Origin of the sequence: Sphingobium sp. DN12, assembly GCF_051058005.1 — a bacterium.
Classification (GTDB): domain Bacteria; phylum Pseudomonadota; class Alphaproteobacteria; order Sphingomonadales; family Sphingomonadaceae; genus Sphingobium; species Sphingobium yanoikuyae.
In genome coordinates this window covers 2,388,708-2,411,817 of sequence record NZ_CP173717.1, presented here as the reverse complement: position 1 = coordinate 2,411,817, position 23,110 = coordinate 2,388,708, and the positions used below count along the sequence as shown (strand labels likewise).

The 23,110-nt window shown below is 64.5% G+C and carries 27 protein-coding genes and 3 pseudogenes; 20 read left to right on the top strand and 10 right to left on the bottom strand.

What is annotated here, in order from left to right; genetic code table 11:
• Positions 1 to 32: 32 nt before the first annotated feature.
• Positions 33 to 371 carry a hypothetical protein gene (locus ACI6S0_RS11395; protein WP_434405866.1) on the top strand — a complete coding sequence of 113 codons (339 nt, stop codon included), beginning with the start codon at positions 33 to 35 and terminating at the stop codon, positions 369 to 371.
• Between the two features lie 60 nt (positions 372 to 431).
• On the opposite strand, the gene ACI6S0_RS11390 is transcribed toward ACI6S0_RS11395, so the two are convergent.
• Positions 432 to 1,154 (bottom strand): tetratricopeptide repeat protein, encoded by a 723-nt coding sequence (locus tag ACI6S0_RS11390; protein ID WP_434405865.1) that lies wholly within the window; start codon positions 1,152 to 1,154, stop codon positions 432 to 434.
• A gap of 185 nt (positions 1,155 to 1,339) precedes the next feature.
• Here ACI6S0_RS11390 and ACI6S0_RS11385 point away from each other — a divergent pair, with 185 nt between their 5' ends.
• Entirely contained in the window at positions 1,340 to 2,485 is a 1,146-nt protein-coding gene (locus ACI6S0_RS11385; protein WP_434405864.1) for a phage portal protein, read from the top strand.
• 101 nt (positions 2,486 to 2,586) lie between these two features.
• Here the strand turns inward: ACI6S0_RS11385 and ACI6S0_RS11380 are convergent, their stop codons facing one another.
• Entirely contained in the window at positions 2,587 to 2,724 is a 138-nt protein-coding gene (locus ACI6S0_RS11380) for a hypothetical protein (RefSeq protein ID WP_434405863.1), read from the bottom strand.
• The gene (locus ACI6S0_RS11375) at positions 2,721 to 2,888 is read right to left on the bottom strand and encodes a hypothetical protein (protein WP_434405862.1); all 168 of its coding nucleotides are present in this window, start codon (positions 2,886 to 2,888) and stop codon (positions 2,721 to 2,723) included. The genes ACI6S0_RS11380 and ACI6S0_RS11375 overlap by 4 nt, the downstream gene beginning before the upstream one ends.
• 45 nt (positions 2,889 to 2,933) lie before the next feature.
• Here ACI6S0_RS11375 and ACI6S0_RS11370 point away from each other — a divergent pair, with 45 nt between their 5' ends.
• The 8 genes from ACI6S0_RS11370 (at position 2,934) to gp17 (ending at position 7,051) form a co-directional block, all read left to right on the top strand.
• A complete protein-coding gene (locus ACI6S0_RS11370) occupies positions 2,934 to 3,254 on the top strand; it encodes a DUF6127 family protein (protein ID WP_434405861.1) in 321 nt (106 codons plus the stop codon).
• Positions 3,251 to 3,679, top strand: coding sequence for an HK97 family phage prohead protease (locus tag ACI6S0_RS11365; RefSeq protein ID WP_434405860.1), 429 nt, complete (start codon positions 3,251 to 3,253; stop codon positions 3,677 to 3,679). The genes ACI6S0_RS11370 and ACI6S0_RS11365 overlap by 4 nt, the downstream gene beginning before the upstream one ends.
• A gap of 88 nt (positions 3,680 to 3,767) precedes the next feature.
• Positions 3,768 to 4,244, top strand: coding sequence for a hypothetical protein (locus ACI6S0_RS11360; RefSeq protein WP_214867913.1), 477 nt, complete (start codon positions 3,768 to 3,770; stop codon positions 4,242 to 4,244).
• Positions 4,241 to 4,417 (top strand): hypothetical protein, encoded by a 177-nt coding sequence (locus ACI6S0_RS11355; RefSeq protein WP_164522533.1) that lies wholly within the window; start codon positions 4,241 to 4,243, stop codon positions 4,415 to 4,417. Before ACI6S0_RS11360 ends, ACI6S0_RS11355 begins: the two co-directional genes overlap by 4 nt.
• 298 nt (positions 4,418 to 4,715) lie before the next feature.
• Positions 4,716 to 5,834 (top strand): phage major capsid protein, encoded by a 1,119-nt coding sequence (locus tag ACI6S0_RS11350; protein ID WP_434405859.1) that lies wholly within the window; start codon positions 4,716 to 4,718, stop codon positions 5,832 to 5,834.
• Between the two features lie 73 nt (positions 5,835 to 5,907).
• On the top strand, positions 5,908 to 6,441 hold the full coding sequence (locus ACI6S0_RS11345) for a head-tail connector protein (protein WP_434405858.1): 534 nt from the start codon (positions 5,908 to 5,910) through the stop codon (positions 6,439 to 6,441).
• Positions 6,438 to 6,644: a hypothetical protein gene (locus ACI6S0_RS11340; protein ID WP_434405857.1), complete on the top strand. Its 207-nt coding sequence runs from the start codon at positions 6,438 to 6,440 to the stop codon at positions 6,642 to 6,644. The genes ACI6S0_RS11345 and ACI6S0_RS11340 overlap by 4 nt, the downstream gene beginning before the upstream one ends.
• Entirely contained in the window at positions 6,641 to 7,051 is a 411-nt protein-coding gene (gp17, locus tag ACI6S0_RS11335; protein WP_434405856.1) for a tail completion protein gp17, read from the top strand. Before ACI6S0_RS11340 ends, gp17 begins: the two co-directional genes overlap by 4 nt.
• Here gp17 and ACI6S0_RS11330 read toward each other — a convergent pair whose 3' ends face one another.
• Positions 7,052 to 7,378 (bottom strand): hypothetical protein, encoded by a 327-nt coding sequence (locus ACI6S0_RS11330; RefSeq protein WP_434405855.1) that lies wholly within the window; start codon positions 7,376 to 7,378, stop codon positions 7,052 to 7,054.
• 56 nt (positions 7,379 to 7,434) lie between these two features.
• Between ACI6S0_RS11330 and ACI6S0_RS11325 the strand changes: the two genes are divergently transcribed.
• The 6 genes and pseudogenes from ACI6S0_RS11325 to ACI6S0_RS11300 all read left to right on the top strand — a co-directional run bounded on the left by ACI6S0_RS11325 (position 7,435) and on the right by ACI6S0_RS11300 (position 11,703).
• Positions 7,435 to 7,842, top strand: coding sequence for a phage tail tube protein (locus ACI6S0_RS11325; protein ID WP_004207802.1), 408 nt, complete (start codon positions 7,435 to 7,437; stop codon positions 7,840 to 7,842).
• On the top strand, positions 7,839 to 8,153 hold the full coding sequence (locus tag ACI6S0_RS11320) for a GTA-gp10 family protein (RefSeq protein WP_004207801.1): 315 nt from the start codon (positions 7,839 to 7,841) through the stop codon (positions 8,151 to 8,153). The genes ACI6S0_RS11325 and ACI6S0_RS11320 overlap by 4 nt, the downstream gene beginning before the upstream one ends.
• 20 nt (positions 8,154 to 8,173) lie before the next feature.
• Positions 8,174 to 8,300, top strand: a pseudogene (locus tag ACI6S0_RS11315) (phage tail assembly chaperone); the annotation flags it as partial.
• Positions 8,301 to 8,326: 26 nt separating this feature from the next.
• Positions 8,327 to 9,418: a phage tail baseplate protein gene (locus ACI6S0_RS11310; RefSeq protein WP_434405854.1), complete on the top strand. Its 1,092-nt coding sequence runs from the start codon at positions 8,327 to 8,329 to the stop codon at positions 9,416 to 9,418.
• A gap of 182 nt (positions 9,419 to 9,600) precedes the next feature.
• Complete coding sequence (locus ACI6S0_RS11305) at positions 9,601 to 10,677, top strand: OmpA family protein (protein ID WP_010338218.1); 1,077 nt, start codon at positions 9,601 to 9,603, stop codon at positions 10,675 to 10,677.
• Between the two features lie 489 nt (positions 10,678 to 11,166).
• Positions 11,167 to 11,703 (top strand): superoxide dismutase family protein, encoded by a 537-nt coding sequence (locus tag ACI6S0_RS11300; RefSeq protein ID WP_434405853.1) that lies wholly within the window; start codon positions 11,167 to 11,169, stop codon positions 11,701 to 11,703.
• A 24-nt stretch (positions 11,704 to 11,727) separates the two neighbouring features.
• Here the strand turns inward: ACI6S0_RS11300 and thpR are convergent, their stop codons facing one another.
• Entirely contained in the window at positions 11,728 to 12,285 is a 558-nt protein-coding gene (gene thpR, locus ACI6S0_RS11295; RefSeq protein WP_434405852.1) for an RNA 2',3'-cyclic phosphodiesterase, read from the bottom strand.
• A gap of 504 nt (positions 12,286 to 12,789) precedes the next feature.
• Here thpR and ACI6S0_RS11290 point away from each other — a divergent pair.
• Positions 12,790 to 12,990, top strand: coding sequence for a hypothetical protein (locus ACI6S0_RS11290; RefSeq protein WP_434405851.1), 201 nt, complete (start codon positions 12,790 to 12,792; stop codon positions 12,988 to 12,990).
• Between the two features lie 43 nt (positions 12,991 to 13,033).
• On the opposite strand, the gene istB is transcribed toward ACI6S0_RS11290, so the two are convergent.
• Both istB and istA read right to left on the bottom strand, forming a co-directional pair.
• Entirely contained in the window at positions 13,034 to 13,840 is an 807-nt protein-coding gene (gene istB / locus ACI6S0_RS11285; RefSeq protein ID WP_434403989.1) for an IS21-like element helper ATPase IstB, read from the bottom strand.
• Positions 13,830 to 15,352 (bottom strand): annotated as a pseudogene (istA, locus tag ACI6S0_RS11280) (IS21 family transposase). Before istA ends, istB begins: the two are co-directional and overlap by 11 nt.
• Before the next feature lie 58 nt (positions 15,353 to 15,410).
• Here istA and ACI6S0_RS11275 point away from each other — a divergent pair.
• Both ACI6S0_RS11275 and ACI6S0_RS11270 read left to right on the top strand, forming a co-directional pair.
• Positions 15,411 to 16,433 (top strand): annotated as a pseudogene (locus ACI6S0_RS11275) (IS30 family transposase).
• 182 nt (positions 16,434 to 16,615) lie between these two features.
• Entirely contained in the window at positions 16,616 to 17,974 is a 1,359-nt protein-coding gene (locus ACI6S0_RS11270) for a glycoside hydrolase family 27 protein (protein WP_434405850.1), read from the top strand.
• 116 nt (positions 17,975 to 18,090) lie between these two features.
• Here the strand turns inward: ACI6S0_RS11270 and ACI6S0_RS11265 are convergent, their stop codons facing one another.
• Positions 18,091 to 19,758 (bottom strand): M28 family metallopeptidase, encoded by a 1,668-nt coding sequence (locus ACI6S0_RS11265; protein WP_434405849.1) that lies wholly within the window; start codon positions 19,756 to 19,758, stop codon positions 18,091 to 18,093.
• A gap of 43 nt (positions 19,759 to 19,801) precedes the next feature.
• A complete protein-coding gene (locus ACI6S0_RS11260; RefSeq protein ID WP_004207782.1) occupies positions 19,802 to 20,458 on the bottom strand; it encodes a glutathione S-transferase in 657 nt (218 codons plus the stop codon).
• Between the two features lie 183 nt (positions 20,459 to 20,641).
• Here ACI6S0_RS11260 and ACI6S0_RS11255 point away from each other — a divergent pair, with 183 nt between their 5' ends.
• Entirely contained in the window at positions 20,642 to 21,865 is a 1,224-nt protein-coding gene (locus ACI6S0_RS11255; RefSeq protein WP_038292992.1) for a polyhydroxyalkanoate depolymerase, read from the top strand.
• 70 nt (positions 21,866 to 21,935) lie between these two features.
• Here ACI6S0_RS11255 and ACI6S0_RS11250 read toward each other — a convergent pair whose 3' ends face one another.
• The gene (locus ACI6S0_RS11250) at positions 21,936 to 22,991 is read right to left on the bottom strand and encodes a hypothetical protein (protein WP_434405848.1); all 1,056 of its coding nucleotides are present in this window, start codon (positions 22,989 to 22,991) and stop codon (positions 21,936 to 21,938) included.
• Positions 22,992 to 23,110: the final 119 nt, after the last annotated feature.

The following is a 23,110-nucleotide window of genomic DNA, read 5'->3' as shown; positions in this document are numbered from 1 at the left end:
GCTTCGTTTCGCACCGATCAGGAGTGACGGACATGAAGATGGTCAGGATGATCGCGGCGGTGGCCGCTGTTACGATGGTGGCAACCCCGGTGCTGGCGGCGAGCCTGAACAGCAAGGACCGGGCGCGGGTGGCGCGGGCCAATCCGCGCGATCGCGACGATGTGCGCTATTGCCTGCTCCAGGGCAAGAAGGGCCGCGACAAGGGCACCGCGATCGGCGCGGGCGTGGGCGCGGGTGCGAGCATCATCGCTGGCGGCGGCGTGGGCGAGACGGTGCTGGCCGGTGCCGGTGGCGCGGCGGCGGGCCGGTTGATCGGCAAGGGATCGGGCACCAATTCCCGCTGCGACGAGGTGCTGCGGCGGAACAGATGATCCGGGCCTGAGGCCGGACGATAGGGGCGCGGATTTCCGCGCCCTTTTTCGTGGGCGACGTCAGAGGCTGGCGGCGAGCGCGCGCAGGGCGGCGTGGGGCGAGGCGGTAAGATGGTCGCGCATCATGGTGCGGAAGGCGGGGGTGGCGCTGGTCGCGGCGGTCTGCATCCAGTGGGTGGCGGCAGCGATGTCGCCGGCGTCGGCCAGCAGCCGGCCATGGTTGAACTGGCCGCGAAAATCGCCGCCCTCCGCCGCGATGCGATAGCATTCGCCGGCGCGGGGCAGGTCGCGGGGGAGGAGGCGGCCTTCCTCATGAAAGGCGCCGAGGAAATTGATCGACTTGGCATGGCCGAGGGCAGCGGCCTTCTGGAACCAGCCGAGCGCCGCCAGTTCATCCTGGGCCACGCCGGCGCCGAGGCCGAGCGCACTGCCCCAGTTATACATGCCCCAGTCGAGGCCCGCTTCGGCTGCGCGGCGATAGCAGACGGCGGCGGCGGCCGGATCGACCGGCGTGCCCCAGCCCTTTTCATGGCAGCGGCCGACCATGTTGATCGCCATGACATGGCCCGACGCGGCGGCGAGGCCGAACTGGCGAAAGGCTTCGGCCGGGTCGGCGGCGACGCCCTGACCGTCGAGCAGCAACTGGCCATAATAGGCCTGGGCATCGGGCAGGCCGGCGTCGGCACCGGCGCGGATCAGCGCGGCAGCGGCTTCCGGCGAGGTGGCGAGCTGCGCGCGCATCTGGTCGGCGGTCTGGGACAGGAGGGGCGAGGGGGCGGTCATAGGGGCAGGTCTCTGGCTTGGATATTGCGACTGATTAGCAGGGTGGGGCGGCGCTGGAAACAGGGTGGCAATATTTTGGACGGATCACCTGTCCCTCTCCAAGTTCCGGTAGGCGGCTGGGCGCCGCCAACCTCCACTATCCTCTCCCCAAAGGGGCGAGGATTTCTGTTTATGGGGATGCTCCGATGAAATGGTTCGGGATGAAGGCGGCGGCGGGAGAAGCCGGACAGGAGGGGCGGGAGCGGCCGGTGCTGGCGCGGGCCTGGGGATCGGGCGCGGTCGCGTTGGGGGAATGGCCCGCCAGCTATGAGGCGCAGTTGCGTGCCGGGGTGATCGGCAATCCGGTGGCGCAGCGGGCGATGCGGCTGGTGTCCGAAGGGGCGGGGGCATGCGTACTGAAGGTCGGCGGGATGGATGCTGGCACGGCGGCGCGGGTCGGCGCGCTGGTGGCGCGGGCGTCGGCGGGGCAGGGTCTCATTGAGACGCTGGCGAGCCATGTGCTGCTGCACGGCAATGGCTATGTCCAGGTGATTGCGGGCGCGGACGGGATGCCGGCCGAGCTGTTCGCGCTGCGGCCCGAGCGGGTCAGCGTGGAGGCGGATGCGCGCGGCTGGCCGGCGGCCTATCTCTATCGGGTGGGGGAGAGCGTGACCCGGCTGTCGCCCGAGGATGGCGCCGGGCGGACCAGCCTGCTCCATATCCGCGCGCTCCATCCGCTCGACGATCATTATGGCCTGGGCTGTGTCGGCGCGGCGGCGGGGGCGGTGGCGATCCACAATGCCGCCACGGTGTGGAACAAGGCGCTGCTCGACAATGCGGCGCGGCCTTCGGGCGCGATGGTCTATGCGCCGGGCGACGGATCTGTGCTGAGCCCGGACCAGTTTGAGCGGGTGCGGCGCGAGATGGAGGCGGCGTTCAGCGGCGCGGCCAATGCCGGGCGGCCGATGCTGCTGGAGGGCGGGCTTGACTGGCGGGCGATGAGCCTGTCGCCGGCCGAGATGGACTTTGTCGGATTGAAGGCGGCGGCGGCGCGCGAGATCGCGCTGGCCTTTGGCGTGCCGCCGATGCTGATGGGGCTGCCGGGCGACAATGCGTACGCCAATTATCGCGAGGCGAACAAGGCGCTGTGGCGGCAGACGATCCTGCCTTTGGTGGGGAAGATCGGCGCGGGGCTGGCGCAGGGATTGCAGGGCTGGTGGCCGGGGCTGAGCCTGGCGCCGGATCTGGACGCGGTGCCGGCGCTGTCGGACGAGCGCGCGGCGCTGTGGGAGCGGGTGGCGGGGGCGGATTTCCTGACGCCCGAGGAGAAGAAGGCGATGCTGGGGATTTGAGGTTCGCGCGGAGGCGCGGAGATTTTTGTGCTGCCGCCTGCGGCGGCCTTTTCTCTTCTCTGCCTCTTCGCGGCTCCGCGTGAACCCTGTTTGTCTTTCTTCTAGCGCTGGCAACTGCCCTGTGGGGTCCAGCGGCGGCCGCTGTCGAGGCAGCGATCCTGGGCGAGCCAGTCGCTTTGCCAGAGGCAGAGGGCGGCGGCGATCAGGACCAGCAGCGCGCCGAGCAGCGCGCGCCTCATATCGGCTGCGCAAGCCTGTCGAGACGGCAGAAGCCGTTGTCCATGTTCCAGCTGCCGCCCTGCAACAGGCAGTCGCCGGCGCGGAACAGGCCGAAATGCCAGGCGATGAGGCCGAGTGCGAGGATGACGAGGGCGATCAGCAATTTGCGAGGGGTGCGCTTCATGCGGGCCCAGATAGGGGCGCGCGGCGCCCAAGGGAAGGTGGGGCCATGAAAGAGGAGATGCTGGCGCGGCTGGTGGCGCAGGCCGAGGGCGCGGGGCTGCCGGGGCGGGGGGACATGGTGATGATCCGGGCGCTGATCGAGGAGGCGAGCGAGCTGGGCGCCGGGCGGGCGCTGGCGCGGCTGGGGCTGGAGGACCGGCGGGCCGAGGCCGACATGCGGGAATTGCGCGAACTGCTGCGCGCCTGGCGCGACGCGAAGAAGGCGGCACGCGGGGCGGCGATCGGCTGGGCGGTGCGGATCGTGATGGCGCTGATCCTGCTGGGGATGGCGGTGAAGATGGGGTTGATCGGGCTGGTGAAGGGATGAGCGGGCGGGGGGAAGCCGGCCCGCTGCGCTTTGCCGGCTATGCCGCGATCTTCGACCGGGTGGACCGGGGCGGCGATGTGGTGCGGCCGGGCGCGTTCGGCGCGGTGACGGCGGCGCATGTCCCCTTGCTGTGGCAGCATCGACCCGGCGCGCCGATCGGCCGGATCGAGATGGCACGCGAGGACAAACGCGGCCTGCGGGTGATCGGCCGCGTGTCGCGGGCAAGCGCGGCCGGGCGCGAGGCGGCGGCGATGCTGGCGAGCGGGGCGGTCGATGGGCTGAGCTTTGGTTACCGCGTGAAGGCGGCGCGGGGCGCGGGGCCGCGCGAATTGCTGGCGCTGGAACTGGTGGAGGTGAGTCTGGTCACGCACCCGATGCAGCCGCTGGCGCGGGTGATCGGGGTGGAGCAAAGGTTGAGTGTTTGATGTCGGCGAGATGAAATGGGAAGCGAATTTAACGACCGCTATCGGATCACTATTGGCAGACGGCTGCGTAAGCGCATAATGATTTTTTATGAGCCAACCACATGCGCCCTATATCGTGAAATGGATCGCCGAAATTCTTTGGACGATTCCTGCGCCAACGCAGACTTGGGCTGACATTTTAGGCCATATGGCTTGGCCGGCAGTGACAGTGTTCCTGGTTTTTAGGTTTAGAATTTCAATAAGAAGGATGCTGAATATCTTAATCGAGAGGTTCAAAACCGATCATGTAAAGACACCATTGTTCGAATTGACGCCTAATTCCCAGGTCATGGTTCTTGATCCCGATGAGGTCGATGAGTCTACCGATCATTATGAGTCAGCCGACATTCAACGAATCGAAGCTATATTCGCGTTCATTGGCACCGAAGATGGGTGGGAAAAAATTTCCCGCTGGATCAACCAAAATTTCGGTCAGACGTTGGATATAGAGGATTTCGTAACCAGCCCGGATCATGCTAAGGACCGCGAACGAGCCTTCATCGAAATTGAAGGATTAGAGATATGAGCAAGAAATTTTTCACCAAGGTTTCCCCGAAGGCCGTTGGAGGAATCCGCCGCCTTTATGAGGCGCAAGGTGGAGAGGTCCACGCAAAGCTACAAAGCGATGGTTCGGCTATTGTGGTCGTTACCATGATGGATAACAAGGATAAGCGCCGGAAGACCCCGGTAGCTGCCTGATATGTGAAGCACATGTTTTCCGGGGTGCAGCTAGACGCTGATGATATGTGGAAGCATTCAGGGTCTTTGCAAATTCGCCTTGAATAAAACTGAAAAATTGCATGGCGCCTTGAGATTCGGATTAGGCGCTTTTGCAAGAGCGTTTCATCATTCAGGGGAAGTGTCTTCCCCTCATCCAACTTCGCTTAGGCAGCGCTGCTGCTGAGGCTTCATATCCTTCTTCCACAATGGGAGAAGGAAAAGGCGGGCGGTCCCAATCGGGGCCGCCCTTTTTCGTTTTGGCAAGCGGGAGATGGTTATGACGGAAGTGGTGACGGACGGGCTGGAGGGCGCTTTCGAGGCGGTGGCGCAGGGCGAGCGGATCGCGGCGCTGGAGGCGCAACTGGGGGCGATGCGGGTGCAGATGGGGCGGCCGGCGCTCGATGGGGTGAAGGGCGGCGAGGTCGACCCGGCGCGCGGCGCCTTTGTCGAGCGCTATCTGCGGCAGGGACTGGAAGCGGGCGTCGAGCTGAAGAGCTTTTCCGGCGCCAGCGGGGCGGCGGGCGGCTATGCGGTGCCGCGCGAGATCGACCAGCTGATCGGGTCTACGCTGAAGGCGATTTCGCCGATCCGCGGCATCGCCAACGTCGTGCGGACCGGGACGGCGGGCTATCGCAAGCTGGTGACGGCCGGCGGCATCGTGTCGGGCTGGGCGAGCGAAACCGGGGCGCGGGCCGAGACGGGCACGCCGAGCTTCAACGAGATCGCGCCGCCATCGGGCGAGCTTTACGCCAATCCGGCGGCGAGCCAGGCGATGCTGGACGACGCGCAATTCGATGTCGAGGGCTGGCTGGCGGGCGAGATTGCCCGCGAGTTCGCGGTGGCGGAGGGGGCGGCCTTCGTCAACGGCAATGGGACGAACAAGCCCAAGGGCTTCCTGACCTATACCACCACCAGCGAGGCGGACAGCGTGCGCGCCTTCGGATCGCTGCAATATGTGGCGTCGGGGGCGGCTGGGGCCTTTGCGGGCAGCAACCCGCAGGACAGGCTGATCGACCTGGTCCAGAGCCTGCGCGCGCCCTATCGCCAGGGCGCGAGCTTCGTGATGAACAGCGCGACGCTGGCGGCGATCCGCAAGATGAAGACCAGCGATGGCGCCTTCATCTGGCAGCCGGGACTGGCGGCCGGGCAGCCCGCGACTTTGCTCGGCTATCCGGTGGTCGAGGCGGAGGACATGCCCGATATCGCCGCGAACAGCCTGTCGATCGCCTTCGGCAATTTCCAGGCCGGCTATGTCATCGCCGAACGCAGCGACACCAGCATCCTGCGCGATCCGTTCAGCAACAAGCCGTTCGTCCATTTCTACGCGGTCAAGCGGATCGGCGGCGCGGTGGCGAACAGCGAGGCGATCAAGTTGATGAAGGTCGCCGCCTCGTAACGGGTGGGAGGGGGAGGGCGTGTGCCTTCCCCCATTTTGCATTTGAGGGCTGTTGTTTGGGGGGAGGGCGCAGATGCTGACGGAAACGGAGAGCGACGCGGAGCTGGCGGCGTCGATGGCGGAGCTGAAAGCCTATCTGCGGATCGAGAGCGATGGCGAGGATGCGGTACTGGCGGGATTGTTGCGGAGCGCGGGCACGCTGTGCGAGCAATTTGTCGGCCAGTGGCTGATCCGGCGGGGCGCGCGCGAGACGGTGCCGGCGGACGGGCGCTGGCACAGGCTGGCGGCGCGGCCGGTGGTGGCGATCACCATGGTTGCGGCGGTGGACGATGCGGGGGCAGTCACGCCGCTGCCGGTCGAGGCCTATGCGATCGACATCGATGCGTCGGGCGATGGCTGGGTGCGGGCGGTGCGGCCGGGGAACCGGCTGGCGGTGGACTATCAGGCGGGGATGGCGACGGACCTGAATGGCGTCGCCGAGCCGCTGCGCCAGGGGATCATGCGGCTGGCGGCGGAGCATTTCGTCGCGCGCGGTGACGAGGGGGCTGCCCCACCGGCCGTCGTGAGCGCGCTGTGGCGGCCGTGGCGCAGGATGCGCCTCTCGTGACGGGCGATGTCATGCGGATGACGCTGACGCGGCGGATGGAGGAACGGGCGGCGCGGCGGCGGGCGGCGATTGTCGATGCGCTGGACGCGCAGGGCGTGGCGGCGACGATTGAGGGTGAGGCGGTGCGGGCGTCAGCGCCGGGGCTGAAGGCGCGCTGGATGGCGGACCTCAGCCTGCGCGAGGCGGGAAGGAGCAGGGCATGAGCGCAGAGGTGGCGATACGCAGCGCGGTGATCGCGGCGCTGAAGGCCGACAGCGGCCTGATGGATCGGTTGAACGGCCTGTTCGACGGCGTGCCGGCGCGGGCGAGCGCCCCCTATGGCGTGGTCGGCGAATGCCTGGGCAGCGACTGGGGCGCCAAGGATGTCGAGGGACGCGAGCTGCGCCTGTCGATCAGCCTGCATGACATGGCGGAGACGGCCGGGCGGCTGGGCGAGCTGCTGGCGCGGATCGACCCGGTCATCCGGACGGCGCAGGCGAGCGGCTGGCGGATCGTCACCACCAGCCTGTTGCGGTCGCGGATCGCCCGGACGGGCGCGCGCGGCGAAGGCGGGTGGCTGGCGGTGGCGGATTACCGTATGCGCGTGGTGCACGAGGCTGTCGGCACCTGATCAGGTGCCGGGCTTATTATAGTCCTCATATTCGCCGATGATCTTGTCGACATATTCGGACACCTGATCGTCGGCATCGGCCTGCGCATCCTTGTCCGACATGCCGTCGGCCTTGTCCTGCGCAAGGATCGCGGCGCGGAAGGCGGCTTCCTTGTCGGCGCAGGTCTTTTTGAGCCGACCCTGAAATTCGCCGAGCGACACCTTCTTGTCGAGCGAGGGCTGGACCTGGGCCGAGAGGCAGCCGGCAAAAGCCTTGCGGGCGGCGCCGATGGCGTCGGCCGACGGCGCGGCCGCGAGCATCATCACAAGGGGAGCAACCACGAGCATCAGACCTCTCCTTTAATCCGCGTTTTAGAACGCTTTGTCTGACGGGAGAATGCGCCATGGGCGTCGAAAAAGGAAGTGCGTTTCTGTTGAAGGTGGGAAATGGCAACGTCCCGGCAACATATGAGACGGTGGCCGGGATGCGCACCACGCAGCTGTCGGTGAATGGCGAGGCGGTCAACATCACCAGCAAGGATTCGGGCGGCTGGCGCGAGCTGCTGTCGGGCGCGGGGGTGCGATCGGTCAGCGTGTCGGCGGCCGGCATCTTCACCGGATCGGCGGCCGAAATCCGGGTGCGAAACCATGCGCTGGCCGGCACGATCGAAGATTATGAGCTGAGTTTCGAAAGCGGCGAGCGGATGCGCGGCCGCTTCCTGGTGACGCGGCTCGACTATGCCGGCGACTATAATGGCGAGCGCAACTATGCGCTGAGCCTGGAAAGCAGCGGCGCGGTGGTGAGCGAATGAGCGGCGGGGCAGTGAACCCCGTGCGGGGGGAGGCGGCGCTGGACCTGGGCGGCGAGACGCTGGCGCTGCGGCCGAGCTTTGCCGCTTTGGTGGCGGCGGAGGAGGAACTGGGGCCGTTGTTCGCGCTGGTCGAGCGAGCGGCGGACGGGAAGCTGACGCTGGCCGAACTGGTCGGGCTGTTCTGGCATTGCCTGGTCGAGCGCGAGGGGCTGAGCCGGGAGGCGCTGGGCGAGGCGCTGCTGGCGGCGGGCCTCGCGCGGGCGACGCCGGTGCTCAAGGCGATATTGCAACAGATATTGGCGGGGCGATGACGCGCTTTGCGGAAGGCGAAGTGATGCGCTTCGCGCAGGGGGCTGGGCGGCTGGCGGGGATCGCCGGCTGGCTGCTGGGGGGGGCGGCCGGACGAGTTCTGGCGCGCCACCCCGGCGGAACTGCGCGCTGTGCTGGCGGCGATGCGCTGATCGCGTCGGCGCAAGGGCGGGGCATGACGCCGGCGCATCGCGGCATCGCTTATGTGGTTTTCGAGAATCTGCTGCTGTCCGATTATGGCAATCGCATTCCATCGCTGACGTTCGAGGTGGAGGCGGATGCGGGCGCGGTGACGATCAATTCGATCGCTGGCGCGCTGAGTGAAGGGCAGATGGGGTGCGTGGCGGAGAGCCAAGTCGAGGGCTTTGCCGCGACCGGGGCGGACCTGTCCGAGGCGATCGCGCCGCTGGTCGAGGCCTATGGGCTGGCGCAGCGCGGCGCTCTATGTGCTGGATACGGGTGGGACCGCCGAGCCGATCGGGCGGACGGCGCCGCGCGCGGTGATGGGGCGGATCGACGCCGGCTTGCCGCCGGGCAGCACGTTGCTGCTCGATTGGTGAACAGCCTGTCGGCGACATTGCTGGCCGAGGATCTGGAATTGGCGAGCGCGGACAGCGCGGCCTTGGCGCAGGGGCGCAATCTGTGCCTGGTGGGGCAGGAACTGATCCAGTTCGGCCGGGCGGTGCGGACCGGGGCGGCCAGTTGTCGGCTGGAGGCGCTGCGGCGCGGGCTGCGCGGCACCGAATGGGCGATGGCGGGGCAGGCGGCCGGCACGCGCTTCCTGCTGATCGAGGCGGACCGGCTGGTTGATCCGCTGGCGGGGATGGAGGGGGACATCGGCGCAGCGATGCGGCTGCTGGCGATCAGCATCGGGGACGTGGAGCCGGCGACGGCAGAAATCACGATCAGCGGCACGGCGCTGGTGCCGCCGGCGCCGATGCATCTGGAGGGGGCGCCGGACGGGGCAGGCGGATGGCGGATCGGCTGGACCTGGCGGAGCCGGGCGGGCTGGCGCTTCGTTGCGCCGAAGGCCGGATTGCGGCTGGCGGTGGCGGATCGCGGCCATGCCATGGTGCATGACGGTACGGCATGGCGGGATGATGCGGTGCGCAGCGAAGGATTTTATGTCGCCGGCCAGCAAATCGTCGGCGCGCGCCAGCCCGCGATCACCGGGCCAACCGGTGGAACGACCGTCGATAGCGAGAGTCGTGGCGCAATTGCCGCGATATTGGCGGCTTTGCAGGGGCATGGCCTGATCTCCATGTAATTCTGGAGTATCGGCGATCTTTTCATGGAGAGGGGTAGGTATTAGCTTGGAGGCGAGCCTCGGGGATGTCCCTACTGCGTTATTTTTGCAACGGTTTCACGAATTGTGGACTTGCCATGAAACCTTCTTGCCGATACATGGTTTCAGCAGTCCTTCGTGACACTTTTGAAAGGGGAATTCAAATGCGGAAGCTTGCCCTCGCGGCTGCGCTTGCGACCAGTGCCCTGGCCACCCCGGCCTTGGCGCGCGACAACAGCTGGTATGTCGGCGTCGACGCCGGCGTAATGATCGTTGAAGATCAGGACATCACCTTCACCCCCGGTAACGGTACCGTAGCCAGCAACACCGTGGCGGCTGACTACCATAAGGGTTATGATTTCGACGCCAATATCGGCTACGACTTCGGCGGCTTCCGCCTCGAAGCCGAAGCTGCCTACAAGCGCGCCAAGGTCGACCTCGACGATAGCGGCTTCGGCGGTGCGGCCTCGGCCCTCTCGTTCATGCTGAACGGCCTGCTCGACTTTGGTCCCGATGACGGCCTGCAGGGCTTCGTCGGCGGCGGTGTCGGCGTGTCGCGTGGCAAGCTGGCCAACGACCTGGTGAACGACAGCGACACCGGTTTCGCCTGGCAGGCGATCGCCGGCGTGCGTTACCCGGTCACCAACAATGTCGACGTCTCGCTGAAGTATCGTTTCTTCAACCAGGACGACATCAAGCTGATCCCGGCCTACACCACCATCGGTGGCCCCGCCGGTTCGGAAGCCAGCACCAAGCTGCGTACGCACAGCCTGCTGCTCGGCCTGACCTACAACTTCGGCGCTCCGGCTGAGCCTGCTCCGCCGCCCCCGCCGCCTCCGCCGCCCCCGCCGCCCCCGCCGCCGCCCCCGCCGCCCCCGCCGGCGCCGGAATGCTCGCCTGGGCCGTACATTGTCTTCTTCGAATGGGACAAGTCGGACATCACGCCTGACGCCGCCACCATTCTGGACAACGCGGTTTCGGCCTACAGCGCTTGCGGCAACGCCCAGGTCATGCTGGCCGGTCACGCTGACCGTTCGGGCGCAGCCTCGTACAACGTCGGTCTGTCGCAGCGTCGCGCTGACGCCGCCAAGGCCTATCTCGCCTCGAAGGGTATCCCTGACGGCGTGATGACCACCCAGGCCTTCGGTGAATCGAAGCCGCGCGTCGACACCGCGGACGGCGTTCGCGAAGTCCAGAACCGTCGCGTGGAAATCAGCTACGGTCCGGGTTCGGGTCAGTAAGAAATTTCCGTCCTTCGGGATGGAATATGAAGAGGGGCCGGTCGCAAGATCGGCCCCTTTTTCTTGTCCTGCGTTGCGCGCACTGGCTTGTCGGGCGCTGACCTGTCGTGCGTTGGAGTCTGTTGCGATCCGGGGGGAATGGATATCTGTCCGGCATGTCATGTGCTGGGCAGCGTAGACGATCGGCGCATGGGCGGTTGATCATGTCTGCGCTCATGACCGGCCAGCTATTTGCCGGGGCGAACCGATAACGCTGCGATCTGGATTGCTACCGGGCTTCGGCCTGACATATGACACATCGCGATCTCAGGCTATTGCCTCCGGACGGCTCTTTGGGGCGGTGAAGGAGGGGCGTCAGCATGGATGCCATGCTATCTCCCTGCTTTTATTGCGAACGATATGCAGAAGGGCATGACAAACCGGATCGGATCGGCAACAAAGACGCGTCTGCCGCGTTCGCGCAGTTGTTTCCGTGATCGGGAGTTTGCCATGAAGACCGCCGCCCTGTTCCTTGCCCTGCCTTTGCTCGCTGCCGTGACGGCCTGTGCCGCGACCAGCCAGAGCGCGCCCGCCGCGCTGACCGCCAAGGCCAAGCTCGCCGCTGGCGATGGCAGCGCGCGCGGCACCGCCGTCGTGACCCAGGCGGGCGATGGTTTGCATGTCGTGGTCAAGGCGCAGGGGCTGACACCGGGCATCCACGCGGTGCATATCCACACCACCGGCATCTGCACGGGGCCGGACTTCACCAGCGCTGGGGGGCATTGGAACCCGACCAGCCATCAGCATGGCAAGGATAATCCGCAGGGCATGCATATGGGCGACATGCCCAACATGCAGGCCAAGCCCGACGGCAGCGGCGAGATCGAATATGTGGTGCCGGGCGGCACGATCAGCGACGGCGCGACGCCGCTGCTGGATGCCGATGGCGCGGCCATCGTGATCCATGCCCAGGCCGACGACTACAAGAGCGACCCGACCGGTAATGCCGGCGGCCGCGTTGCCTGTGGCGTGCTGAGCGTCGGCTGATGCCTGATTGTCCCGGCGTCCGCGTCAATCGTCGCGGACGCCGGGATGACCGTCCGCGCGATAGGTTTCGACCACATGATAGCTGGAGCCGGCATGGCCGAGCCGGCTTTCATAAAGGCTGAATTCGTCCACGGTGAAGGTGGGTGATGCAAGGCCGGCGTGCAGCGCCAGGAAGGGCGCGACATTGCCGCCGTGCCGGCTGAAGCGGGCGAGCGTGATGTGCGGCAGATAGGCACGGGCTTCGGGCGCGATGCCGGCCGATGTGCAGGCGCGATCCACTTTGGCATGAAGATGGGCGAGCGGATCGCGCGGCTGCACCCCGGCCCATAAGGTGTCGACCACGCCGCGCCGGTCGAAATAGCCTGTGCCGGCGAGCGCGATGGCGAATGGCTGGAAGCGGATGCCGGCGAGCGCATAGGCGATATCATCCGCCCGATGGCGATCCACTTCCCCGATAAAACGCAGGGTCAGGTGCAACTGGCCATCATCCTGCCAACGCGCGCCGGGAACGCCGGCCATCTGGGCCAGAAGCTGGCTGCGGATCGTGGCGTGCGGACGAATGGCGACGAACAGGCGGTGCATGAGGAGTAGATAGGGAGAAAGGGGGCTTGCGGATAGGGGCGGGGTGGCGCGGGGAATAGGCGCAATGTCGGCGTCGCGCTTTGACGGCTGACGACCAAGAGCGGCGGTAAATTCCTCCCGTGCAAGGGGAGGATGGTCTCGAAGCTACCAGTAGCAGACATGTAGCGGCCTGCGCGCTAGGTTGTCCAAGGATGCCTCCTGTGGCCATATTGCTGCTTTGGACCGTCGAAGTGGCATCAGCTAGATCGGTGGATACGATCGAGCCCCAGCGAAGCGCTTCGCCAGCTGTAGCTTAGGGCTCCAAATACATCGACCATAACGCAGAAAGGCTCTCTCGCTTTATAATGGCCCGTTAAGCTTCAGACCCATCCTTCCACGAGAAATCAATGCTAGCAGCGCTATAGATGAGCCATCGCACGGGCGTAAAACACTGCCCTAGATTTCATTTCGATAGCGTGACATATTTTTTACCGCGGTGATAACGTCTCTCTGGGGGGCGGGGGCATGAATAAAACTGGCACAGAAGGGAATGATGAATGGGGGCAGCCAACTGAAACACGTTCCATTAAGTTGGACGGATCAGTATCCGCTTTTGATATCGACAGCTTCGCGACTTCCAACACGATAAAAATAGGAAAAGTTTCCGCAAGATGGATTGAGGTGGATAAATGCTGTAATGAGCATAGAATTGTTGATTTCCGCTGAGAAGTGACCCGGGTTTTCCATCGAGAAGTGACCCGTCTGCGGATTATGTTTCGGGTGTCATGGGTGGGTCAACTCGTGGTTTTCTCCTTTGGGTTCTGGCCTGCTTGGCAGAGCTGTTTTTGAAGCGGAAGCTATCGTTGCCGGTCTCCAGGATATGGCAGTGATGGGTAAGCCGATCGAGAAGCGCCGTGGTCATTTTGGCGTCGCCGAACACGGTGGCCCATTCGCTGAAGCTCAGGTTTGTGGTGATGATGACGCTGGTGCGCTCGTAGAGTTTGCTCAGCAGATGGAAGAGCAGCGCGCCACCTGAAGCACTGAACGGCAGATATCCAAGCTCATCCAGGATAACGAGATCGGAGTGCAGGAGGCGATTGGCGATCTGACCGGCCTTGCCCTGTGCTTTTTCCTGCTCGAGCGCATTGACCAGTTCGACCGTCGAGAAGAAGCGGACGCGCTTTCGATGATGTTCGATGGCCTGGATGCCCAGCGCCGTTGCCACATGGCTCTTGCCGGTGCCAGGACCGTCGACCAGCACGATATTGTCGGCGATGTCGATGAAGTCGCAGCGATGCAACTGACGCACCAGAGCTTCATTGACCTCGCTACTGGTAAAGTCGAAGCCGGCCAGATCGCGATAGACAGGGAAGCGCGCGATCTTGAGCTGATAGGCCACAGATCGAACCTCCCGTTCTGCTGTCTCGGCTTTGAGCAACTGGGAGAGGATCGGGATGGCGGCTTCGAACGCTGGAGATCCCTGTTCCATAAGATCGGTGACGGCCTGTGCCATGCCATGCATCTTGAGGCTGCGGAGCATGACGACGATGGCGCCGCTGGCAGGGTCATGACGCATGACGCTTCTCCTTGCGCAGATCATCATAGCGTTCGACATTGGCCATCGGCTCGCTGACCAGCTTGAGCGCCTGGGGCGCCGTCACCGGCGGCGTGGAGATCGGTTTTCCGTCGACCAGCCTATAGAGCAGATTGAGGATATGGGTCTTGGTCGGAACGCCAGCCTCCAGCGCCATGGTGACCGCCGTCAGCACCAGTTGCTCATCATGATGAAGAACCAGCGCCAGTATTTCGACCATTTCCCTGTCGCCGCCGGGATTGCGCAACAGATGTCGCTGCAGACGCTGGAACGCATCGGGTAGCTCAAGGAAGGGCGCTCCGTTGCGCAGGGCGACGGGTTTGCGCTGCACGACCGCCAGATAATGGCGCCAGTCATAAACCGTATGACCTGGACCGTCGTGAGAGCGGTTGATGATGCGCTGATGTGCGCAGATTGGCTGCCCCTCGGCGACGACCTGAAAGCGATCAGGATAGACGCGCAGGCTGACAGTGCGATTGGCGAAAGAGGCCGGTACGCTGTAGCGATTGCGCTCAAAGTGGATGAGGCAGGTCGGCGATACCCGTTTGCGATATTCCACAAAACCATCGAAGGGCCTGCCCGCAACCATCAGACACTCAGATTCATCGGCCCGGGCATTGGCAACCGATCCGGGTTCGATCCCGTGAGGGATGTCCTCCCATAACGCCTTGCAGCGCTCCTCCAGCCACAGGTTCAGCGCATCAAGGCTCTCAGCCTGCGGCGTGGGTTGCCACAGACGGTGCCGCGCATCCTGGACATTCTTCTCGACCTGCCCCTTTTCCCATCCCGCAGCCGGGTTACAGAACTCAGCTTCGAACAGATAGTGGCTGACCATCGTCAGGAAGCGTGCGTTGACGGTGCGTTCCTTGCCACGCCCGACCTTGTCGACGGCCGTGCGCATATTGTCATAGATACCCCGGCGCGGCACGCCGCCCAGCACGCGGAAGGCGTGATTATGGGCGTCGAACAGCATCTCATGGGTTTGCAGAAGGTAGGCGCGCACGATGAATGCCCGGCTGTAACTGAGCTTGAAATGCGCAACCTGCAGCTTGGTCCGAACCCCGGCAATGATTGCCCAGTCCTCACTCCAATCAAACTGGAAAGCTTCCCCGGCGCGAACGACAGGGGCACGAATGTCCCACGCCCGCCAATCTGTTGCTGGCGCCGATAATCTTCGCGCCAGTCGCGAGCAAAAGCGGCAACCCGATTGTAGGATCCTTCATAACCCAGGCTCACCAGATCGGCGTGAAACTGCTTGATCGTGCGCTTCTGCTTGCGCGATCGGCCCATCTCGCGCCGCAGCCAGGCCGCCAGATGCTCAGCAAATGGGTCCAGTTTGCTTGGTCGATCCGGCACCTTGAACCGCGGATCGATCGTCTCGGACCGCAAATATTTGCGGATCGTGTTGCGTGATAGTCCGGTGCGCCGCGCTATCTCCCGGATCGGTAGATGATCGCGAAAATGCCAGCGCCGGATAACGCTCAATAACGCCATGTCCAACACTCCATATACCCTCGCTTGTCAAAGCCAGGGACGAGTTCAACATGGGTCAATTCTCAGTGGAAATTTACGCCCTACCCGGGTCACTTCTCAGCGGAAATCAACACGGATCGAGATTTACCGGCTGCATGCAGCCGGTAAATCTCGAAGAAGTATAGCGACGGGTCTGGGGCGTTCAGCGTCCACGATCAGTCGCGAACTGCGGCGCAACAGCGTCAGGACGAAGGCCTGGCCTGGCGGCTACGAGCCAGTGCGCGCCCATCATCTCGCCGAGCGCCGACGACGATGGGATTGCCGCTTTAAGCTGGAACGCCAACCAGACCTGCGCGACCGGGTGAGAGACGGCCTTGCGATGGGATGGTCTCCCAAACAGATCGCCGGCCGGTTGACGCTGGAAAATGGTCGCACCCTCATCAGTCCAGAGTCAATCTACCGCTTCATCTATCACCGCTCTGCACAGAAGGATTACTGGCATCGCCTGTTGCCGCGGGCCAAGCACAAGCGCGGCCGTCCTGGCCGTTTCGGTGGCAGCATGGTCGATATCATCAAGCATCGGCGCCCTTTGAGTGAGCGCCCTGCAGAGGTTCAGGACCGGCAAAGGCCAGGGCATTGGGAAGCCGACTTCATGCTCTTTGCCCAATGTGGCCAGTCCATCCTGGTCGCCCATGAGTGCAGTTCGCGGTTCACGATCATCCAGCGGCTCCGTGATCGAAAGGCCCAGACGACAGCGCAGCATCTTGCCTGCATGCTCATGGCCATGCCCCAAGCCATGCGCCGCACCATCACCTTCGACAATGGCCCAGAGTTCGCCCAGCATCACCAACTGGCTGACCGGATCGGCATCCAGACCTATTTTTGCGACGTCAGGTCACCCTGACAGAAAGGTGGCATCGAAAATGCCATCGGGCGACTGCGCCGCTTCCTGCCGCGCAAAACCAACCTCGACGCCATCGATCAGGCAAGCATTCTCGCTGCCGCCCACCAATATAACCATACGCCCAGGAAATGCCTCGACTTCAAAACGCCCGCCGAGGCATTCTCTCAATGTCAGTCACATGTTGCACTTCAAACGTGAGTCCACACCCCAGCCTTCGCTGGGGTGACGAAATAGGGGAGTGTCCGCTAGCCGCTCATCTTGGTCTTTTGATGGGTGGCGCACTTGTCCAGGCGGCTTGGAGCCGGATGTCTCGACATGCTCGAAACGAACGGATGTTGATTTCGGCTCTGACTTCCTATTAACTCCGACAAATGATGAGGATGACATGGAAGGCCAGCCGCCGCGATATGCTCGCGGGTGGTGTGGCGGGGCTTGCGGCTGCTGGCGCAGTGCGGGCGGGGGCAGCACCGGCGGAAGCGGGGAAAGCGGTGCTGGCGCCGCGTCCGCCGATGGGATGGAATAGCTGGAACAGCTTTGCCACCACCATTACCGAGGCGCAGGCGCGCGAAACCGCCGGGATCATGGCGGAAAAGCTGCTGCCCTTTGGCTATGACATCTTCACCGTGGACATTCAGTGGTATGAGCCCGAGGCGTCGAGCTATACCTATAACGCCAAGCCCAGGCCGGCGATGGACGGCTATGGCCGGATGATCCCGGCACTCAATCGCTTCCCCTCCAGCGCCGGCGGCAAGGGCTTCACCCAGCTTGCCAAGGATGTGCATGCGCTGGGCATGAAATTCGGCATCCATGTGATGCGCGGCATCCCGCGCGCGGCGGTGGAACAGAATCTGCCGATATTGGGGACGAAATATCGCGCGGCGGACATTGCCGACAGGAAGAGCATCTGTAGCTGGAACCCGGACATGTATGGCGTCGACATGACGCGGCCGGGCGCGCAGGCCTATTATGACAGCATTTTCCGCCTCTATGCCGACTGGGGCGTCGATTTCGTCAAGATGGACGATATGAGCCGGCCCTATGATGCCCATGCGGCGGAGATCGAGGCAGCGCACAAGGCCATCGTTGCGACCGGGCGCCCGATCATCCTGAGCCTCTCGCCCGGCGAGACGCCGGTGGTCCGGGGCGATCATGTCCGCAAATATGCGCAGATGTGGCGCATCTCCGACGATTTCTGGGATGACTGGGCGATGCTGGAGGCGCAGTTCACCCGGCTGGAGAATTGGACGCCCTATCGCGGGCCGGGATCATGGCCGGATGCGGACATGCTGCCGCTGGGACGGCTGGCGCTGGGCGAACGCGACACCCGCTTCACCCCGGACGAGCAGCGGACGCTGATGACCCTGTGGGCGATCGCGCGGTCGCCGCTGATCATGGGCGGCGATCTGCGGCATCTGGATGCGGCGACGCTGGCGCTGCTGACCAACAAAGAGGTGATCGCGGTCAATCAGGCGAGTTACGACAATCAGCCTCATTATATCGAGGATGGCGGGCGCATCTGGTCGGCGAAGGCGGAAGGGAGCGCGGACCGTTATGTCGCCTTGTTCAACGTCAGCGACAAGCCGCGCGAGGTCTGGATCAGGCTGCGCGATCTGGGGCTGAACGCTCCGGTGGCGGTGCGCGACCTGTGGGCCGGGCAGGCCCTGGGGCAGCAGGCGGACCGGATATCGGTGACGCTGCCGCCGCATGGGGCGGGCCTGTATCGGTTGAGTGCTGCATAAGTATCTCCCCTCCCTTTCAGGGAGGGGATTAAGGGGTGGGTGCCTCCGAAGGAGGCTCGCTACGCTCGCCACCCACCCCCGGCCCCTCCCTTAAAAGGGAGGGGAGTAGAAGGGGATTACTTCCGGACCGCCGCGCTCTTGTCGCGGATGGCCTTGAATTCGGAGCCGGTTTTCCATTCGGGCCAGCGGGCCGAGAAGGCGAGGTCGCGGCCGATGTCATACATCAGGTCGACATCCTGCGCGGCGCCGTCCAGTTTCCAGCTGTCGTCGACCGCGTCGCAGGCCTGATGATAGCATTTGCCGGTATAGGCATCGATCCAGGCCTGGCCGGCGGCGCGGCCGCCATCGACCATGTCGGATGCGCCGGCGAGGCCCATCATCAGCAGCACGGGCACGCCGCGCTTGGCCATGGAGAAATGGTCGGCGCGGTAGAAGAGGCCGCGTTCGGGCAGGCTTTCCTGGGTGATGACGCGGCCTTGGCTCGCGGCGAACTTGGCAAGGTCGTCCTCAAGGACATTCTGGCCCTTGCCGATCAGGATCACGTCCTTGGCCTTGCCCGCAGTCTGGAGCACGTCGATGGTGAGGTTGGCGACCGTCTTGTCGAGCGGATAGACCGGGCTCTGGGCATAAAATTCCGAACCCAGCAGGCCGCGTTCCTCCGCCGTCCAGGCGGCGAAGACGATCGAGCGGTCGGGGGCGGGGCCGGCCTTGAAGGTGCGGGCGATTTCGAACAGGCCGGCCATGCCGAGCGCATCGTCATTGGCGCCGGCGCGATAGATGCGGCCCTGTGCGTCGGGCGCGCCCTTGCCATAGGCGTCCCAATGGGCGCCATACATGACCGTTTCGTCCGGCCGCTTGGCGCCGGGGATACGGGCGAGGACGTTCGCGCTCTTCACCACTTCCTGGGTGACCGGGAAGGCGGCCGAGAAGGTCGCGCCCTTGAGTTCGACCGGCTTGAACTTGGCGGAGCGGGCCTGTTTGCGCAGGGCGGCCAGATCCTGACCGGCACCGGCGAAGAGGGCCTTGGCCGCTTCGCCTTCGACCCAGCCCTGCACCTGCAGGCTGGTCAGCTTGTCGGCGGGGCGGACAAGGTCGTAATTCTCGCCGCCGGGGCTGACGACCACATTCCAGCCATAGCCGGCGCCCGGCGTGTCATGGACGATCAGCGCGCCGATCGCGCCGTGGCGGGCGGCTTCCTCGAACTTGTAGGTCCAGCGGCCATAATAGGTCATGGTCTTGCCGCCGAACTTGCCGAACGGGTCTTCGCCCTTTGCGGCTTCAAAATCCGGGTCGTTGATCAGGAAGACGGCGATCTTGCCCTTGAGGTCCACGCCCTTGAAATCGTCCCAGCCGCGTTCCGGGGCGGAGACGCCATAGCCGACGAAGACCATCGGTGCGTTGGCAACGGCAACCTTGTCCTTGGGCTGGAGAGTCGAGAGATAAACCTGCTTGCCGAAGGTCCAGGGGGTGGCGGTGCCATTTTGCGCGACCGACAGGCTTTCCGATTGGCCAAGGCGGGTATGGAGCAGCGGCACGGTCTGCACCCACTGGCCGTCCGGACCGCCCGGCTCCAGCCCCAGTTGCTCGAAGCGGGCGACGAGATAGCCGATCGTCCGTTCCTCTCCCACGGTGCCGGGCGCGCGACCCTCAAACAGGTCGGACGCCATGGTGCGGACCGACTGTTCCAGCTTGGCCGGATCGGTTTTCGCCGGGTCGGTCTGGGCGCTGGCGGGGAAGGAAAGGGTGGCAAGGCCAAGGGCCAGGAGGGGGAGGGCGTGTTTCATGCCCGTGCCTTAACCCCCGCACAGGGCGGGGGAAAGGGCCGTTTCAGAACTCGATATCCAGTTCCTCGATATCATCGGGTTCGGCGCGGGCGGCGTCGATCCATTCGCGCATCAGCGGCCAGCCGTTGATCGTGTCGCAATAGGCCGCCGACCTGGGCGAGAGTGGCACGGCATAGGTGAGGAAGCGCTGCGCCACCGGCGCGAACATGGCGTCGGCCACGGTCGGCTTTTCCCCGAACAGCCAGGGGCCGCCATAGGCGTCCAGGCATTCGGTCCAGATCGTCTCGATCCGCTCGATATCGGGCTTGGCGCCCGAGAAGATCGGGAAGCGGTCATGGCGGACCTTGAGGTTCATCGGCAGGGCAGAGCGCAGATTGGCGAAGCCCGAATGAATTTCGCCCGAGACCGACCGGCAATGGGCGCGGATGATGCGTTCGGCGGGATACATGCCGACCTGGGGATAGAGTTCGTGCAGATATTCCGCGATTGCGAGCGTGTCCCAGACGCTCGCCCCTTCATGGGTGAGGCGCGGCACCAGCACCGATGGCGACAAGAGCAACAGTTCGGCGCGATTTTCCGGATCATCGATGGCGATGATCCTTTCCTCCACCTTCAGCCCGGCGAGCCGGCACAAGAGCCAGCCGCGCAGCGACCAGGAGGAATAGTTCTTGCTGGATAGAGTGAGTTCCGCGACGGCCATCCATGCTCTCCCGATACACGGTTCCCGGCCCCCAAACGCAAAATCGCAGGGGCGGTTCCCTGGCAGACATGCCGAATGTTATTTTCCATCATTCATGATGCAGTGCAACATGAAAAGCATGTATAGCGTTTAAGGGAAGAACCGAGTCGTCTCCCCCAGGTTGAACAAGGTTGTTTTGGTAATATGCGAATGCTTTACGACGGTTACCAGGCCATGGAAGACATGCTGGCCCCGGCCCGCTTCGGGGCGCAGATGGCGCTGGCGATGCGCGACCATATGGGTCCGGTCGCCGACTGGCCGATGCCGCGCCGCATGTTCGCGCTGATGGACGTGTTCCAGGGCGCGCGAATGACCCACAAGCGACCGGCCTATGGCATTGACCGCGTCCAGACCGGCAATGCCGAGGTCGAGGTGCGCGAGGAGATCGTGCTCGACCTGCCGTTCGGTGACCTGCTGCATTTCGTGAAGGATGATGTCGAGACCGCCCAGCCCAAGGTGCTGGTGGTGGCGCCGATGTCGGGGCATTTCGCAACCCTGCTGCGCAGCACGGTGGCGACGCTGTTGCAGGACCATGACGTCTATATCACCGACTGGAAGAATGCCCGCGATGTGCCGATGGAAGCGGGGCGCTTCGGTTTCGACGAATATGTCGATTATGTGATCCAGTTCCTGCAGGATATCGGCCCCGGCGCCCATCTGGTGTCGGTGTGCCAGCCCTGCGTGCCGGCGCTGGCCGCCGTGGCGCTGATGTCCGAGGATGAGGATGCGGCGACGCCCAAGTCGATGACCCTGATGGGCGGGCCGATCGATCCGCGCGCGGCGCCGACGGTGGTCAACGAACTGGCGAACGAGAAGCCGATCGAATGGTTCGAGGAGAATCTGATCTCCACCGTGCCGTTCCGCTATGCCGGGCGCGGGCGTGAGGTCTATCCCGGATTCCTGCAACTGTCCGCCTTCATGTCGATGAACATGGAACGGCACGGGTCGCAGCATCGCGAACTGTATCAGTTGCTGGCCGACGGCAAGACGATCGAGGCCGACAAGATCAAGACCTTCTACCAGGAATATTTCGCGGTCCTCGACATGACCAAGGAATTTTACCTGGAAACGGTCGACATGGTGTTCCAGCGCATGCTGTTGGCCAAGGGGGAATTGACGGTCCATGGCCGGGCGGTGAACCCCGGCGCCATCCGCAAGACCGCGCTGCTGACGGTCGAGGGCGAAAAGGACGATGTCTGTGCGGTTGGCCAGACGTCGGCCGCCCATGGCCTCTGCACCGGCCTGCGGCCGCATCTGAAGCGCCATCATCTGCAGCCGGGCGTTGGCCATTATGGCGTCTTTTCCGGCAGCAAGTGGGAAAAGCAGGTCTATCCCCAGGTGCGCAACATGATCCTGGCGATGAACTGACATCACCGGGAATGGATGTGAAAAAGGGGCCGCTTCCTGTGGAGGAAGCGGCCCCTTTTCGTTGGGTTGATCAGGCGGCTGCGCGATTGAGATAGGGCAGGCGGCTGGCGAGCGCCGGCGGCAGGCCGGTGACGATCGCGGCGCGGGCGCGGTGCCAGAAGGCCGAGAGCAGCAGCAGCGTGCCGCCGATCACCAGCGCGGTGAGCGCGGCGGACAGTTCGACCGCGCCGACCTTCTGGAACAGGCTGTAGAGCGCATAGAGGACATAGGCGAGGCTGGAGACCAGCAGTGCGCGGCGGTCGATCGCCAGCGCCACCAGGCCGAAGGCGAGATAGAGCAGGATCACCAGGAAGGCCTGTCCCGCATCGACCAGCCCATGGGTGATGCCCAGCAACTGGAACAGCGAATGGGCGATCATCGGTGCGGCGGTCAGGTGCAGCCAGAAGGCGACGTCGGAGCGGCGGCTGGTGCGGCCCGGATCGCTCATGTCCCAGCGCATGGCGAGGGTGAAGATGGCGAGGCCCGCGACCAGCAGCAGGATGAAGGGCAGGGTGTGGCTGAACGGGATCAGCCACATGGCAAGGCCGCCAACGATCGCGGCCGCGCCGGCTGCGCCGGCGGCGACGGTGATCGGCACCATGAAGCGGCGCCAGTGGAACCAGGCGGCGATCGCGGCGCTGAGGCCGGCGAGTGAGGCGACCAGACCCGCGCCGTCATTCTGCGCGTCCGGGATCATCGGTCCGATCAGCAGCGCTGCGGCGAAGGCGATGCCGCCGACAAAGGCGAGCAGCAGCAGGATCGAAGGCAGCGCCATGCGCAGGCGTCGCGTGAAATATTCGGCCAGGCCCCAGGCGGTGCCGGCGACGAACAGGCCGGAGACGAAGGAAGGCTGGTGCGGGGTGGTGATGCCGAGGTGAACCTCGTTGCCGAGTCCCGCGACCGCGACCAGCAGGATCACCGAGGCGATGGCGACGAAAATATCGTTGAAGCCGGTCAGCAGGCGAAAATGTTCCTCGTCCACCGAACTGGCGCGTAGCCGGGCGACATGGTCGCGCAGCGCCTGGGCGCTGGCGGGCGTCAGCGCGCCGGCCGCTACGGCATCTTGCAGATCGCTCTCGCTATACATTCTGGGGCACTCCTTGTCGGGCCTGGATCGGGATCATAGCATCACTGTATTGCTTGAGCAATACGGTTGATTTTGGCCTTTTTCCGGGCGCGGAGCGATGATAGCGCGGTTCGGACAGA